Origin of the sequence: Rhodococcus sp. 05-2254-5 (genome assembly GCF_002258575.1) — a bacterium.
In the GTDB taxonomy this organism is placed as follows: domain Bacteria; phylum Actinomycetota; class Actinomycetes; order Mycobacteriales; family Mycobacteriaceae; genus Rhodococcoides; species Rhodococcoides fascians.
Map to the genome: position 1 here is coordinate 153,565 of NZ_NOZG01000022.1, position 15,013 is coordinate 168,577.

Genomic DNA, 15,013 nt, shown 5'->3' on the forward strand with positions numbered 1-15,013 from the left:
CGCCCCGAACTGCATCCGTCGGCCGTCTAGGCTCGACTTATGCAGCGCATCATCGGTATCGAGGTCGAGTACGGCATTTCTTCACCGACCGAACCCACCGCCAACCCGATCCTGACGTCCACCCAGGCGGTGTTGGCGTACGCGGCAGCCGCAGGAGTGCCGCGCGCCAAGCGCACCCGCTGGGACTACGAGGTGGAATCACCGCTGCGCGATGCACGAGGCTTCGATCTCGGACGGTTCAGCGGACCGGCTCCGATCATCGATGCCGACGAGATCGGTGCGGCGAACATGATTCTCACCAACGGTGCCCGCCTGTACGTCGATCACGCGCACCCCGAGTACTCGGCCCCGGAGGTGCGGGACCCACTGGATGCGGTGATCTGGGACAAGGCAGGCGAACGCGTCATGGAAGCGGCCGCACGGCACGCGTCGAGCGTCCCGGGGGCTCCGCGCCTGCAGCTGTACAAGAACAACGTCGACGGCAAGGGCGCGTCGTACGGCACGCACGAGAACTACCTGATGTCGCGCGAGACGCCGTTTTCGGCGGTGATCGCGGGGCTCTCGCCGTTCTTCGCCTCCAGGCAGGTCATCACCGGCTCCGGGCGAGTCGGTATCGGCCAGTCGGGCGACGAGGCCGGCTTCCAGCTCTCGCAGCGAGCGGACTACATCGAGGTGGAGGTCGGCCTGGAGACCACCCTCAAGCGCGGCATCATCAACACCCGGGACGAACCGCACGCAGACGCAGACAAGTACCGACGTCTGCACTGCATCATCGGCGACGCCAACCTGGCGGAGATGTCGACCTACCTCAAGGTGGGAACCACGGCCCTCGTGCTCGACCTCATCGAGGCGGGCGTCGACCTGTCGGATCTGCAGCTGGCCAGGCCGGTCACGGCGGTCCATCAGATCAGCCACGATCCCACCCTGCGCAAGGCCGTGGCACTCGCCGACGGCCGCGAACTGACGGGCCTTGCGCTGCAGCGGATCTACCACCAGCGGGCGGCGAAGTTCGTGGCCGCCGAGGGCAGCGACGACGCACGAGCACTGGACGTGCTCGACAAGTGGGCGATGGTGCTGGACCTGCTCGAGCGCGATCCCATGGAGTGCGCGCATCTGCTGGACTGGCCGGCGAAATTGCGACTGCTCGAAGGCTTCCGACAGCGTGAGGGCCTCGGCTGGTCCGCTCCGCGGCTGCACCTGGTGGACCTGCAGTATTCCGATGTTCGCCTCGACAAGGGGCTCTACAACAGGTTGGTCGCCCGCGGTTCGATGGATCGTCTCGTGACCGAGCAGCAAGTTCTCGATGCGGTCGGCACACCGCCCGACGACACGCGGGCCTACTTCCGCGGCGAATGCCTGCGCAAATTCGGTGCCGATATCGCCGCGGCGAGCTGGGACTCGGTCATCTTCGATCTCGGTGGCGATTCGTTGGTACGGATTCCGACGCTCGAGCCGTTGCGGGGAACGAAATCCCACGTCGGTGCGCTGCTGGAGTCCGTGGACAGTGCAGCGGAACTGGTCGACCAGCTCACCACCTGATCGTCCGGGGCATTCGAATGGGTCGTTCGGCGGTGTCTTGCCAACCGGCGAGGTCGGACTGTCGGTAGGGTAAAGGTCCGTGCACTTTCGGCGGAACGTTCGGTAGCACTTGCACATCCACGCCGGTGCGCCTCGGATGACCCGGCGACCGTGCAGTAGATCTGTTTTCTCGACACACGGAGGAGGTCGGCGACTATGGCTCAGGAGCAGACACGGCGCTCGGGCGGCGGCGGCGACGACGAGGTCCCAGGCGACACGGGGGCCGGTGGCCAGGAACGGCGCGAGAAGTTGGCCGAGGAGACCGACGATCTTCTCGACGAGATCGACGACGTACTCGAGGAGAATGCCGAGGACTTCGTCCGCGCCTACGTTCAGAAGGGCGGCCAGTGACGGTGGATCGTTCGGACCCACGGTCGGCAGGCTACGTACCGGCGATTCCGCTGGGGTCCAGTAGCTCGTCCTTCTCCGACTACCTCCGGCAGCACGCCCCGCACCTGCTGCCGGAGAGCGGCCTCGCCGCGGACCTGGCGTCCCACGCCGCCAACGGCACCACCGACAAGTCCGGCATCGCTCCGCACGGGACGACGATCGTCGCCCTCACCTACGCGGGCGGGGTGCTGATCGCCGGTGATCGGCGCGCCACTCAGGGCAATTTGATCGCCAACCGGGACATGCAGAAGGTCTACGTCACCGACGAGTACTCCGCTGCGGGCATTGCCGGAACTGCGGGTATCGCAATCGAATTGGTTCGTCTGTTCGCTGTCGAACTCGAGCACTACGAGAAGATCGAGGGCGTGCCGCTCACCTTCAACGGCAAGGCCAACAAGTTGTCGTCGATGGTTCGGAGCAATCTGGGTGCGGCGATGCAGGGACTGGCTGCGGTGCCGTTGCTGGTCGGATTCGACATCGACATCTCCGATCCCGACAGAGCCGGACGCATCGTGTCGTACGACGTGGTCGGCGGGCGTTACGAGGAGCGGTCGGGCTATCACGCGGTGGGTTCGGGCTCGTTGTTCGCCAAATCCGCGCTCAAGAAGTTGTATCGCCCCGGAATGTCCGAGGACGAGGCGCTCCGGGCTGCAGTCGAGTCGCTGTACGACGCCGCCGACGACGACTCGGCCACCGGTGGTCCCGATGTCACCCGCGGCATCTACCCGACGGCAGTTGCCATCACGAGCGTCGGTGCGGACGACGTCGCGCACGATCGCATATCGGCTGCGGCCCGATCGGTTCTGGCAGAACGAACCGAGAGCGCAGCACACACCGGCGGCACGGAGCACCACACCCGAGCAGGCCAGGAAGTCAGTGAAGGGGATAGCGCGCTATGACGATGCCGTATTACGCATCTGCCGAACAGATCATGCGCGATCGTTCGGAATTGGCGCGCAAGGGAATCGGCCGCGGCCGCAGCGTCATCGTGCTGGCGTATGCCGACGGGGTCCTGTTCGTCGCCGAGAATCGCTCGACCGCGCTGCACAAGGTCAGTGAGCTCTACGACCGCATCGGTTTCGCTGCCGTCGGCAAGTACAACGAGTTCGAGAACCTACGCAAGGCCGGCATCCAGCACGCAGACATCAAGGGATACACCTACGATCGACGCGATGTCACCGGCCGGTCGTTGGCGAAGACCTACGCCCAGGCACTGGGCACCATCTTCACCGAGCAGCTCAAGCCGTACGAGGTCGAGATCTGCGTCGCCGAGGTGTCCCATCAGGACGAGCCGATGGCCACGCAGCTGTACCGCATCACGTACGACGGCTCCATCGTCGACGAACAGGATTTCGTCGTCATGGGCGGTACCACCGAGCCCATCGTGGCCGCGCTGAAGGATACGTACCGGTCCGGCCTCGGGTTGGCGGACGCAGTTCGTATCGCCGTCGACGCGCTCACCGCCGGTCCGACGTCGCCTGCGACTGCCGGTGCCGAGCCCGAGAAGAAGGTTCTCGAGGTGTCGGCCCTGGAGGTGGCCGTCCTGGATCAGGGGCGACCGCGTCGAGCGTTCCGGCGTATCGCCGGAGCTGCTCTGGCGGATATGTTGCCCGCATCGGCACCGTCCGCGACCGGCGACGGCTCCTCGGAGCCGGAGACTCCGCAGTAGTCCCCACACTTCGGATCGAGGTCGACGGCCTCGTGCTCTATCGCTTCCGGTAGAGCACGAGGCCGTTCTTGTCGCTGCTGAACTGGAATGTCGTGCCGTCTCCGACGACCTCGCCGTCGGCCGCGAGGGCAACCGGGGCACCGTCCACCTCGACGGTCAAGCGTTGCGCCACACTGCGCACGTAGGCAGGCGACGAGCCGAGCGTTCCTGTGATCGTCGCCCACAGCAGTCGTGTTCTCGATGCCTTGGGTTCCGACGGGAGAAAGCGAACATCGAGGGTGCCGGTATGAATGCTGCTGCGCGACATGGGAACTTGATCGATCGGATCGTAGGTACCGTTGCCGACGAAGAGCATCCACACCGAGTGCGGCACCCCGTCGAGTCGAATGTTCAGTGGCTCTGCAGCCGCGAGCACTCGTGTCATCGCAACCGCAGCGGCCGGCCACTTACCGATTCGCTTCTGCAGCTTCTGCCGTAACCGCACCGAGTCGGGGTAACCCCCGAACGTCGCGGTGTTGACGAACGACACACTGCGGCCGTCGACGTCCACCTCGGCGATGTCGACCAGTTCGGCGGTGCCCGCCTCGACGGCGGCGGCGGTGTCCTCGACTGCGGTCAGACCGGTGTCGCGAGCGAAGTGGTTGAGAGTGCCACCCGGAAACGCGGCGAGTGGCAGGCCGTTACGGGCGGCCGAGGCGGCGACGCTGACGACCGTGCCGTCGCCTCCACACCCTCCGAGAGCACGCGGCGTCGTGTTCCGAATTCTCTCTTCCAGTTGCTCGTTGAAGTCCTTCTCGGGATCGGGTACGAAGAGGTCGGCGTCGGGGAGCTCGCGACGGATGGCGTCCGGTACCGCCTCCGAACCGTCACCGGATCCGGGATTGACCAGCACCAACAGTCCCCGTCCGCCCGGCAGTGCCTCGACCTCGACCGGCGAGCCGAGATCGGCGGGCTTCGCCGAACGCACGGCCCACCAGCGGCGGGTCGACAGCGCGATCGCCGAACCGAGCGCCGCTCCGGCGACGACATCGGTGGGCCAGTGGACGCCGACGTGAACCCGGGAATAGCAGACTGCTGCGGCGACCGGAGCCAACAGCAATCCTGCCTTCGGTGATTCGATGGCGACCGCGGTGACGAAGGCGGCCGCGGACGCCGAGTGACCGGAGGGAAACGACGAGGACACCGGCGGGGCGAGCACCCGGCGGAGTACGGGAACCAGCTCGGTATCCGGCCTCGACCTCGGGAACACCGGCTTGAGCAGACCGTTCGCCACGGCGCTCGCACCCGCCACGGCGATCAGCCCCCGCACGCCGCCGCGTCGGGCCGAGCCACCGGCCGCGCCGAGAAGTGCGGCAGCTCCGAGCCACAGGCGACTGTGATCGGCGGCCGTGCTCAACGCGCGGAGCCCTGCATCCGCCCTGCTCGAGCGCAATGCCGCGCTTCGCGCAACCAGGGACAGGTCCCACGCGTGAACCGAGGCCGCAACAGACGTAGGCGTGGAAGTCATAGGGCCCAGCCTAGGCATGGACGCCATCGAGGCGCTCCGACACATCCATCGGTGGCTTGCGTTGTAGTGTCGAAGTGTGCAGCGACGAATTATGGGCATCGAGACCGAGTTCGGTGTCACATGTACCTTTCACGGACACCGACGCCTGAGTCCGGACGAGGTGGCCCGCTACCTCTTCCGTCGCGTGGTCTCGTGGGGCCGCAGCTCGAATGTGTTCCTCCGCAACGGCGCTCGCCTCTATCTCGACGTCGGTTCGCATCCCGAGTACGCCACTGCCGAATGCGACAGCCTGCTGCAATTGGTCACCCATGATCGCGCAGGCGAGCGAGTACTCGAGGATTTGCTGATCGACGCCGAACAGCGTCTCGCCGAGGAGGGCATCGGCGGAGACATCTACCTGTTCAAGAACAACACCGATTCGGCGGGCAACTCCTACGGTTGCCACGAGAATTTCCTCGTCCAGCGAGCGGGCGAATTCTCGCGCATCTCGGATGTGCTCCTACCTTTCCTGGTCACCCGCCAATTGATCTGTGGCGCAGGCAAGGTGCTGCAGACACCCAAGGCCGCGACGTTCTGCCTCTCGCAGCGCGCCGAGCACATCTGGGAAGGCGTGTCGTCGGCCACCACTCGTTCGCGGCCGATCATCAACACTCGCGACGAACCGCACGCCGATGCCGAGAAGTATCGCCGGCTCCACGTCATCGTCGGCGATTCCAACATGGCCGAGACCTCGACCATGCTCAAGGTGGGGACGGCCGCACTCGTACTCGAGATGATCGAGGCAGGCGTCTCGTTCCGAGACTTCGCGCTGGACAATCCGATTCGGGCCATTCGCGAGGTCAGCCACGATCTGACCGGTCGCAGGCCGGTCCGCCTCGCCGGTGGCCGCCAGGCCAGTGCACTCGAAATCCAGCGTGAGTACTACTCCCGGGCCGTCGAGCATCTCCAGACGCGGGAGCCGAATGCTCAGGTGACACAGGTGGTGGACCTGTGGGGACGCACACTCGATGCCATCGAGTCGCAGGACTTCGCCAAGGTCGACACCGAAATCGACTGGGTCATCAAACGCAAGCTGTTCGAGCGGTATCAGGACCGCTACTCGATGGAACTTTCCGATCCCAAGATCGCTCAGCTCGATCTTGCGTACCACGACATCAAGCGTGGACGGGGAGTGTTCGACGTGCTGCAGCGCAAGGGTCTGGTCAAGCGAGTCACCGAGGACGAGCAGATCGACGAAGCGGTGAATCTGCCGCCGCAGACGACACGCGCGAAGCTGCGCGGTGAGTTCATCACCGCGGCCCAGGAAGCCGGACGCGACTTCACCGTCGACTGGGTACACCTGAAACTCAACGATCAGGCGCAGCGAACGGTGTTGTGCAAGGACCCGTTCCGTTCGGTCGACGAGCGCGTCGAGCGACTCATCGCATCGATGTAGTCCGGACGCGACTCGGCTGGAGGTCGGGTAGCGATCCAGGCAACTCGGGTCGCTACAGCTCCGGCGGGCGGTGAACAACTAGGCTCGACTGTCGTGGCCACCACCAAAGTCGAACGCCTGATGAACCTGGTCATCTGTCTGTTGTCGACGCGTCAGTTCCTGACCGCGGAGTGGATCCGCGAGAGCGTTGCCGGGTACGACGACTCGACGAGCCTCGAAGCGTTCAGCAGGATGTTCGAGCGTGACAAGAACGAACTGCGCGATCTCGGGGTGCCCCTCGAGACCGGCATCGCCACGCGGTTCGGTGGTGTCGAGGGCTATCGCATCAACCGAGATGCCTACGAGCTGCCGGACATCGATCTCACCAGCGAGGAATCGGCTGCGGTCGCGGTGGCCGTCAAACTGTGGGAATCACCGGAACTGACGTCTGCGGCCCAGAGTGCGCTGCTGAAGCTGCGCGCCGCAGGTATTCAGGTCGACCAGAACGAGTCGGCCGCTGCGGTCACGGCCGTTCCGGCCCGAACCCGAGGGTCCGAGCCTGCACTGGGTGCCCTGCTCGCGGCAATCGACGAGGGGAAATCGGTGCGGTTCGAGCATCGACCCTCGTTGACCGAGCCGTTCGTCACCCGAACCGTCCAGCCGTGGGGCGTTGTGACGTTCCGGGGACGGTGGTACCTCGTGGGACACGACGTGGACCGAGACGACACCCGAACCTTCCGACTGTCCCGGATCGGCGACGACGTCAAAGCCTTCGGATCACCTCAGAGTGTCCGCAAGCCCGACGGTATCGATCTCCAGGACATCGTCCGCCGCGTCGCGGGCACGTCCTCGGTATCGGGTACCGCGCGAGTGTGGCTTCAGGACGGTCGGGCGACGGAGCTGCGGAGGATGGGCACCGTGGTGGGGGAGCAGACGGTGGGCTCGCGTACCGGAACGGTCGTCGAGGTTCCGGTACGGTCCTGGGATTGGATTTCGCGGCTCATCGCCGGTCACGGTCCCGACGCGATGGTGTTGGCCCCGGCAGAGCTGCGGGCCGATGTCATCTCGACCTTGCAGACTGCAGCCGAACTGGAGAACGAACGATGAGCGCGCGTCTGTCGGTGCGGTTGGCCCGCCTGCTCAACATGGTGCCCTTCTTCATGGCCAATCCGGGGTTGAGCGCCGAGGAGGCCGCTCGGGAACTGGGCGTGACCACCGCGACGCTGATGGCCGATCTCAATCAGCTCTGGATGTGCGGTCTGCCCGGATACGGACCGGGTGACCTCATCGATCTGTCGTTCTCCGAGGAGAGCATCGACGTCACCTTCTCCGCCGGGATCGACCGGCCGCTGCGGTTGACGTCCACCGAGGCCACCGCACTGTTGGTCGCACTTCGGTCGTTGACCTCGATGCCGGGGATGGTCGATCCGTCGGCCGCTCAGCGAGCGATCGCGAAGATCGAGACCGCGGCCGGGTCGGCGGCGGCGAATGTGCCGCTCTCGTCCGACCACGACACGGCCGACGCGGAGGAGGGTCCGGTGTCGAGCACCGTACGGTCTGCGCTCCGAGCCCGGCACGCACTCGAACTCACCTACTACTCGGCGTCGCGAGACGTGCTCACCGAGCGCATCGTTGATCCGATCAGGACCGTGGTGGTCGACGACAACAGCTATCTGCAGGCATGGTGTCGCGGCGCCGAGGGCGTTCGGCTGTTCAGATTCGATCGCATCGATTCGGCCACCGAACTCGACGAACCGTCGTCTCCGCCGGAGTCGGTGCAGGACGAGGACGCGTTCGAGATCTTCAACGACGACCCCTCTCTGTCCCAAGCGCGGTTACGCGTCTCACCTGCGTTCACCTGGATTCTGGACTACTACCCGATGACGCAGGTAGCCGCCGATTCGGACGGGTCCATCGAGGTGACCATGCGTTTCGCGACGCTGCAGTGGATGACCCGGCTGACCCTCGGGTTCGGCGGTGGCGTCACCGTACTGGGACCTGAATCCTTGGTGAATTCCGTCCGCGATCGTGCGCGGTCCGCCCTGAATGCCTACGCGGAGCTCGACGCCACCGACACCGGCGGCGGCCTCACAACATGAACGTGAGGTGAAGCGGTGCGCTCCGTTGCCGAGCGCATCGCCCGCCGTCGGGTACGCTCGATTCATCTGATCTCAGGAGGTTCACATGGGATTCACCAGTCCCTGGCACTGGGCCATCGTTGCGGTGGTCGTCATCATTCTGTTCGGTTCCAAGAAGCTGCCCGAGGCTGCGCGTGGACTCGGACGCTCGTTGCGTATCTTCAAGAGCGAGGTCAAGGAGATGCAGAACGACGGCAAATCCGACACCGATACCGCGACTGCACAGCAGCCGGCCGCACCCGCTCAGCTGCCATCGCCGGCACCCGTGGCGCAGACCGAGACCACACCCCAGCACGACGCGAAGTCTGCCTGAGCGACGCCGCTCAGCACACCTTCGGTGCCGCGTCGGCACCGAAGGTTCACTGCTGTCGGTGACGGCCTCGTGCCGCCTGCCGACCGAAGAAGGCTGACCGTAGAACACCATGCGCATTCCGTTCGATCCACGGCGCAGTAAGCGTCGAGTCAATCCCGACGGCACGATGTCGTTGGTCGATCACCTGTACGAGCTGCGAACCCGGCTGCTCTGGTCGCTGCTGGCCATCGCGGTGACCACTGCATTCGGATTCTTCTGGTACTCACACACGATCTTCGGCGTCGAAAGCCTCGGCGATCTGCTTCGAGGCCCGTACTGCACCCTGGACCCGAGCCTGCGTGCGGATTTGAGCAACGACGATCAGTGCCGCCTGCTCGCCACCGGCCCGTTCGACCAGTTCCTGCTGCGGTTCAAGGTGGCGTTCACCGCAGGCGTCGTGCTCGCCTGCCCCATCTGGCTGTACCAGATCTGGGCGTTCATCACTCCCGGCCTGTACGCCAACGAACGCCGTTACGCAGTCTCCTTCGTCACCGGTGCCGCTGCGCTGTTCGTGACCGGAGCGATTCTGGCGTACTTCGTCGTCGCCAAGGGCTTGCACTTTCTGCTGTCGATCGGTGACAACGTCCAGATCACGGCACTGAGCGGCGATCAGTACTTCGGTTTTCTGATCAATCTTCTGATCATCTTCGGTGTCAGCTTCGAAATACCGCTGCTGGTCGTCGGGCTGAACTTCGTCGGTGTTCTCACCTACGAACGCCTGAAGGCGTGGCGTCGCGGGTTGATCTTCGGACTGTTCGTGTTCGCGGCGATCGCGACGCCCGGACAGGATCCCTTCTCGATGCTGGCCTTGGCGTTGGCTCTGACGGTGCTCTTCGAGATGGCAGTGCAGATTGCGCGGATTCACGACAAGCGTAAGTTGCGCAAGAGAAGAGACGAATGGGGTGATGTGTCAGATGACGAAGCAACACGCATCGAAGGCGCAAGTTCTATCCAGGCCCCACACGCTGTCGCACCGACACCGCCGGCGGGCGGTATCGGCACTGCGACCCGAACACAGGCCCAGTACGACGACACGATCTGATGTGAGTCCCAGCGACGGGGCGCGACCATGAGCGAGGCTGTTGTCGACACCCGGTCCAGGCCAGAACCCACTGAACTGCAACGATTTTCCGCGGAGTTGAGTTTTCCGTTGGACCGCTTCCAGGTGGATGCGTGCACTGCGTTGGAGAACGGTCACGGGGTGTTGGTCTGCGCCCCGACCGGCGCGGGCAAGACGGTGATCGGCGAGTTCGCGGTGCACCTGGCCCTCGCCGCCGGTCGCAAATGCTTCTACACCACCCCCATCAAGGCGCTCAGCAACCAGAAGTTCGCCGAGTTGACCGCGCGATACGGACGCGAGACGGTCGGTCTGTTGACCGGTGATTCGTCCATCAATCCGGATGCACCCATCGTCATCATGACGACCGAGGTGCTGCGCAACATGCTCTACGCATCCTCCGACGCACTGCGCGGGCTCTCGCACGTGGTGATGGACGAGGTGCACTACCTGGCGGATCGGTTCCGAGGTGCGGTGTGGGAAGAAGTGATCCTGCACCTGTCCGACGACGTGCGTCTGGTGAGCCTGTCCGCAACGGTCAGCAACGCCGAGGAGTTCGGCGCGTGGATGAGTACCGTTCGCGGCGACACCTCGGTCGTCGTGGACGAGAACCGTCCCGTTCCGCTCTCGCAGCACATCATGGTGGGCCGTCGGTTGTTCGATCTCTTCGACACCCGAGCACAGTCACCGGACGGCCACCAGAAGGTCGTCGTGGACCGAGACCTGGTGCGTCACGTCAAGCAGCGTCAGTCGCTGGACTCCATGGATCGGTGGCACGCACCGCACAGTCGAGGACGCGGAGGTCGAAGCGGGGGCGGCGGACGCGGCGGCCACCAGGGAGGCGGAGGTGCCAACCGTCCGCTGGCTCGTCCCGACGTGATCGCCAAGCTGGACGAGGAAGGTCTGCTCCCGGCCATCACGTTCATCTTCAGTCGTGCAGGCTGCGACGGGGCCCTGACTCAGTGCATGCGTTCGCGGCTGGTTCTGACGACGCCTGAGCAGGCCGAGGAGATCAGGTACATCGTCGAGAAGCACACCTCCGAACTTCCGCGCGAGGATCTGGAAGTGCTCGGCTTCTGGGAATGGCGAGATGCGCTCGAACGCGGGTTCGCCGCGCACCACGCCGGAATGCTGCCGGTCTTCCGCCACACCGTCGAGGAGCTGTTCGTCAAGGGATTGGTCAGAGCGGTGTTCGCCACCGAAACTCTGGCCCTCGGAATCAATATGCCTGCCCGAACCGTGGTGCTCGAAAAACTGGTCAAGTTCAACGGTGAGACGCACGCGGAGCTGACACCGGGGGAGTACACCCAGCTGACCGGCCGGGCCGGGCGACGCGGCATCGACGTCGAGGGTCACGCGGTTGTGCTGTGGCAGCCCGGTACCGAACCGACCGAGGTGGCCGGACTCGCGTCGACGCGAACGTTTCCCCTCCGGAGCTCTTTCGCGCCCGCCTACAACATGTCGATCAATCTGATCGAACAGTTCGGGGCAGCGGATTCACGGCAGTTGCTCGAGCGGTCCTTCGCTCAGTTCCAGGCCGACCGATCCGTCGTCGGCATGGTCCGCGGTATCGAGAAGAACATGAAGACGTTGGAGGCGCTCGGCGCAACGCTCGGTGGCCCCGACGGGGAGTACTTCGAGTACGCGCGACTGCGCGAGCGTCTGAAGGATCGAGAGAAGACCCTCGAGCGTCAGAACAGGTCCGATCGGCGGGACAAAGCCGTCGACTCGTTGCGTGCGTTGCGCCGCGGCGACGTGATCTCGGTGCCGTCCGGACGGCGCAGCGGACTGGCAGTGGTACTCGAACCGGACGACGATCGCGGCGATCCGCGGCCGCTCGTGCTGACCGAGGACAAATGGGCAGGCCGTCTGTCCGCTGCCGATTTCCCTACGCCGGCAACACCTCTCGGCTCCATGCGATTGCCACGGTTCGTCGATCACCGCACCGCCAAGACCCGTCGGGATCTGGCGGCGGCGTTGGTCACCCGCGGCATATCCCAGCCCTCGGATCGAGTGGGACGAAAGTCGACCGCTGCCGACGACAAGGAGTTGGCAACCCTGCGTCGGGCCATCCGCTCACATCCGGTGCACAGCCGGCCGGATCGTGAGGAACTCTCTCGAACCGGCGAACGCTACAACCGGCTGGCCCGGGAAACCGAGTCGATGCGGCAGAAGGTGTCGGCCACGACGAACTCGTTGGCCCGAACGTTCGACCGCATTCTGGCCTTGCTGGCGGACCGCGGCTACGTGACCCCGGGCAAGGATCCCAAGGTGACCGACGACGGTGCTCGATTGAGCCGGATCTATTCCGAATCCGATCTTCTGGTCGCGGAATGCCTGCGAGGCGGACTGTGGCAGGGATTGTCGGCCGCAGAGTTGGCCGCAGTGGTCTCGGCCGTGGTCTACGAGTCCCGCTCCGAGGGAGACATCACCCCACACGGCCCGACCGGACCCATCAGGCACGCGTTGACCGAGACCGTGCGGGTGTGGCACGAGCTGCGGGCCGACGAGGTTCGGCACAAACTGCCACCGACCAGAGAGCCGGACATGGGCTTCGTCAAAGCGATCTACAAGTGGGCTTCCGACCATTCGCTCGTCGACGCACTGGTCGCGGCAGGCGACAACGGCAAGGCGCTGTCCGGTGGCGACTTCGTCCGTTGGTGTCGGCAGGTCATCGACCTGCTCGACCAGGTCCGGCTCGCCGCTCCCGAACCCGAGCTGTCGCGAACCGCCGCCCGTGCCGTCGCCGCGCTGCGACAAGGAGTGGTGGCCGTCGATGCCGCGTGACCGATGCTGCGTGATTGGCGCTGCGTGACGGGCCGAAACCGGACTGCCGGGTCGGTACAGCGGACGCAGCGACAAGCGGGATACTGTACCCCCGACGGATTCGAGATTTCAGTGGAGGCGAGATGAGCGGCCCATACGGTCCGACCGACCCCGACAACAGTTGGTCACGAACGCCGGACCAGGACGGTGCCGCAAAGGACGGGCAGGAAGCATCCACCGGCGAAGCTGCGGCGACGTCCGAATCGCAGACTCCGAGTCCGTCGGCGTGGGGACAGTACGCGCCGCCCACCGGCACCCCGACCACGCAGTACGGCGAACCTTCCGGAGGCGCATACGGCCAGTCTCCGCAGGGGCAAACTCCCCAGGGGCACTACCCACAGGGTGGGTATCCCCAGGGGCAATACCCCCAGGGCGCGTATCCGGCCGGGCCCTACCCGCAGCAGGGTCAGAATCCTCAGGTTCAGGGTCCGCAGGGGCAGTACCCGCAGGGCTACAACCCGCAGAATCCCACCGCACAGAACCCCACCGCACAGAACCCGACCGCGCAATACCCGGCGGGACAGCCGTACGGGGCACCGTATCCGGGGACCGGACAGCAGCCTGCCGGTGACGCCGCCTACCAAAACCCCTACGCACCACAACAATTCGGTGGCAGTGGGCAGTACGGTGCCGGCCAGTACGGTCAGCAGCCTCCCTTCGCGGGCGGGCAGAATCCGAATCAGCAGTATCCCGGTCAGCACTATCCCGGACAGCAGTATCCGGGCCAGTACCCCGGGCAGTACCCGGGCCAGCAGCCAGGTCCCGGTCGCAGTGGCGCGCAGTCCAAGAAGCCGCTGATCATCGCGGGCTCCGTCATCGCCGTCGTGGCCGTGGTCGCGGCAGTGCTGTACTTCGCGTTCGGGCGCACGACCACCCTCGATACGACGGCCGCTCAGGACGGTATTCGCACGGTGTTGACCGAGTCCTACGGTGCCACGAACGTCTCGGGGGTGTCGTGCCCGCAGAACATCGAAGTCAAGGCCGGCACCAGCGTCGATTGCACGCTGACGGTCGACGGGGCGTTCAAGAAGGTGACGTTGACGTTCCTCAACGACGACGCCGACTACGAGGTCTCACTCCCGAAATAGCCCCGGTCAATTCTGCGACGCCGTGGCCGCCATCGCCGAGACGAGGCGGTCCACGGCGTTTCTGATTCCCAGGGTCTCCGCGAGCTTGTCGAGTGCCTCGAGATCTGCCGGTTCAGCCGGAATCTCGTCCGACCTCGACAGGACGACGTCGGCATCGGTGACGACCCGCACCACCGGCAGTGCCGCATCGAGGTAGTCGCTGGCGTTGGCCAGCTTCGCCCGAATTCCCTTGGCCATGTCCGACTCCGGATCGAGTGCCGCTGCACGCAGGGCCGCGACGGACTCGTACTGCAGCATGAGTGTGGAGGCCGTCTTCTCACCGACACCCTTGACACCCGGTAGCCCGTCCGACGCATCGCCGCGCAGAAGCGCCAACTCCGCGTAGGCCGCTCCCGCGCGGTGCAGCGGGACGCCGTACCGCTCGGCCACCTCGACCGGGCCGAAGAGTTCTGCCTTGGCCAAGCCACGACCCACGTACAGCACCCGTACCTCGTTCGGTTCGTCCGCCGCCACCTGCAACAGATCTCGGTCGCCGCTGACCACGACGACGGGATCGCGTCGTTCCTGTGCAGCCAAGGTTCCGAGCACGTCGTCGGCCTCGAGGCCGTCGGCCCCCGCGGTGGCAATTCCCAACGCCGCCAGGACGTCCATGATCATGTCCACCTGTGGCGTCAGGGTCTCGGGAACCTCTTCGCTCTCGGCCACATCCGGCGCGGCGTCGGCAACCCGGTGCGCCTTGTACGAGGGAACGAGGTCCACTCGGAACTGTGGACGCCAGTCGAGGTCGAGGCACACAGCCAATCGGCTCGGTTCGGTTCGCGTGATCAGGGCCGAGATCATGTCGAGGAAACCTCGCACGGCATTGACGGGACGGCCGTCGGGCGCCGTAATCGACTCGGGCAGAGCGTAGTAGGCCCTGAACCACAGGCTCGCGCCGTCGAGGAGCAGCAACGGCGACTTTCCGGGGGTGGTCATGGGGCTCATCTTGCCGTAC

13 protein-coding genes are annotated in these 15,013 nt (G+C 65.4%); 11 read left to right on the forward strand and 2 right to left on the reverse strand.

Translation table 11 applies throughout. From position 1 onward, the window contains the following. Positions 1 to 39: 39 nt before the first annotated feature. From dop to prcA, 4 genes are all read left to right on the forward strand, one after another. Positions 40 to 1,539, forward strand: a complete 1,500-nt coding sequence (gene dop / locus CH278_RS13885; protein WP_094622155.1) for a depupylase/deamidase Dop — start codon at positions 40 to 42, stop codon at positions 1,537 to 1,539. Between the two features lie 195 nt (positions 1,540 to 1,734). Beyond that, positions 1,735 to 1,929, forward strand: coding sequence for a ubiquitin-like protein Pup (locus tag CH278_RS13890; protein ID WP_027497086.1), 195 nt, complete (start codon positions 1,735 to 1,737; stop codon positions 1,927 to 1,929). Then, on the forward strand, positions 1,926 to 2,867 hold the full coding sequence (gene prcB / locus CH278_RS13895; RefSeq protein WP_094622156.1) for a proteasome subunit beta: 942 nt from the start codon (positions 1,926 to 1,928) through the stop codon (positions 2,865 to 2,867). The genes CH278_RS13890 and prcB overlap by 4 nt, the downstream gene beginning before the upstream one ends. After that, the gene (gene prcA, locus CH278_RS13900; RefSeq protein ID WP_027497088.1) at positions 2,864 to 3,637 is read left to right on the forward strand and encodes a proteasome subunit alpha; all 774 of its coding nucleotides are present in this window, start codon (positions 2,864 to 2,866) and stop codon (positions 3,635 to 3,637) included. Before prcB ends, prcA begins: the two co-directional genes overlap by 4 nt. A 37-nt stretch (positions 3,638 to 3,674) precedes the next feature. Here prcA and CH278_RS13905 read toward each other — a convergent pair whose 3' ends face one another. Further along, entirely contained in the window at positions 3,675 to 5,144 is a 1,470-nt protein-coding gene (locus tag CH278_RS13905) for a bifunctional phosphatase PAP2/diacylglycerol kinase family protein (protein ID WP_094622157.1), read from the reverse strand. A 76-nt stretch (positions 5,145 to 5,220) separates the two neighbouring features. Here CH278_RS13905 and pafA point away from each other — a divergent pair, with 76 nt between their 5' ends. The 7 genes from pafA to CH278_RS13940 all read left to right on the forward strand — a co-directional run bounded on the left by pafA (position 5,221) and on the right by CH278_RS13940 (position 14,019). Continuing rightward, on the forward strand, positions 5,221 to 6,579 hold the full coding sequence (gene pafA / locus CH278_RS13910) for a Pup--protein ligase (protein WP_174557245.1): 1,359 nt from the start codon (positions 5,221 to 5,223) through the stop codon (positions 6,577 to 6,579). A 93-nt stretch (positions 6,580 to 6,672) separates the two neighbouring features. Beyond that, on the forward strand, positions 6,673 to 7,665 hold the full coding sequence (locus tag CH278_RS13915; RefSeq protein ID WP_027497091.1) for a helix-turn-helix transcriptional regulator: 993 nt from the start codon (positions 6,673 to 6,675) through the stop codon (positions 7,663 to 7,665). Then, on the forward strand, positions 7,662 to 8,657 hold the full coding sequence (locus tag CH278_RS13920; RefSeq protein ID WP_094622158.1) for a helix-turn-helix transcriptional regulator: 996 nt from the start codon (positions 7,662 to 7,664) through the stop codon (positions 8,655 to 8,657). The genes CH278_RS13915 and CH278_RS13920 overlap by 4 nt, the downstream gene beginning before the upstream one ends. Positions 8,658 to 8,742: 85 nt before the next feature. Beyond that, positions 8,743 to 9,009 carry a Sec-independent protein translocase subunit TatA gene (tatA, locus tag CH278_RS13925; RefSeq protein WP_027497093.1) on the forward strand — a complete coding sequence of 89 codons (267 nt, stop codon included), beginning with the start codon at positions 8,743 to 8,745 and terminating at the stop codon, positions 9,007 to 9,009. Positions 9,010 to 9,118: 109 nt separating this feature from the next. Further along, entirely contained in the window at positions 9,119 to 10,090 is a 972-nt protein-coding gene (gene tatC, locus CH278_RS13930; protein WP_032370540.1) for a twin-arginine translocase subunit TatC, read from the forward strand. A 27-nt stretch (positions 10,091 to 10,117) separates the two neighbouring features. After that, positions 10,118 to 12,892 carry a DEAD/DEAH box helicase gene (locus CH278_RS13935; protein ID WP_051365148.1) on the forward strand — a complete coding sequence of 925 codons (2,775 nt, stop codon included), beginning with the start codon at positions 10,118 to 10,120 and terminating at the stop codon, positions 12,890 to 12,892. Between the two features lie 122 nt (positions 12,893 to 13,014). Next, positions 13,015 to 14,019: a DUF4333 domain-containing protein gene (locus tag CH278_RS13940; RefSeq protein WP_052053301.1), complete on the forward strand. Its 1,005-nt coding sequence runs from the start codon at positions 13,015 to 13,017 to the stop codon at positions 14,017 to 14,019. A 6-nt stretch (positions 14,020 to 14,025) separates the two neighbouring features. Here CH278_RS13940 and CH278_RS13945 read toward each other — a convergent pair whose 3' ends face one another. Further along, a complete protein-coding gene (locus tag CH278_RS13945; RefSeq protein ID WP_027497097.1) occupies positions 14,026 to 15,003 on the reverse strand; it encodes a 5'-3' exonuclease in 978 nt (325 codons plus the stop codon). Positions 15,004 to 15,013 lie beyond the last annotated feature (10 nt).

What these genes read in the sequence shown, in the direction of transcription:
- CH278_RS13945 (WP_027497097.1), bottom strand. Translation starts at nt 15,003, where the DNA reads ATGAGCCCCATGACCACCCCCGGAAAGTCGCCGTTGCTGCTCCTCGAC.
- CH278_RS13905 (WP_094622157.1), bottom strand. Translation starts at nt 5,144, where the DNA reads ATGACTTCCACGCCTACGTCTGTTGCGGCCTCGGTTCACGCGTGGGAC.
- CH278_RS13920 (WP_094622158.1), top strand. Translation starts at nt 7,662, where the DNA reads ATGAGCGCGCGTCTGTCGGTGCGGTTGGCCCGCCTGCTCAACATGGTG.
- CH278_RS13890 (WP_027497086.1), top strand. Translation starts at nt 1,735, where the DNA reads ATGGCTCAGGAGCAGACACGGCGCTCGGGCGGCGGCGGCGACGACGAG.
- tatC (WP_032370540.1), top strand. Translation starts at nt 9,119, where the DNA reads ATGCGCATTCCGTTCGATCCACGGCGCAGTAAGCGTCGAGTCAATCCC.
- prcA (WP_027497088.1), top strand. Translation starts at nt 2,864, where the DNA reads ATGACGATGCCGTATTACGCATCTGCCGAACAGATCATGCGCGATCGT.
- CH278_RS13940 (WP_052053301.1), top strand. Translation starts at nt 13,015, where the DNA reads ATGAGCGGCCCATACGGTCCGACCGACCCCGACAACAGTTGGTCACGA.
- CH278_RS13935 (WP_051365148.1), top strand. Translation starts at nt 10,118, where the DNA reads ATGAGCGAGGCTGTTGTCGACACCCGGTCCAGGCCAGAACCCACTGAA.
- dop (WP_094622155.1), top strand. Translation starts at nt 40, where the DNA reads ATGCAGCGCATCATCGGTATCGAGGTCGAGTACGGCATTTCTTCACCG.
- tatA (WP_027497093.1), top strand. Translation starts at nt 8,743, where the DNA reads ATGGGATTCACCAGTCCCTGGCACTGGGCCATCGTTGCGGTGGTCGTC.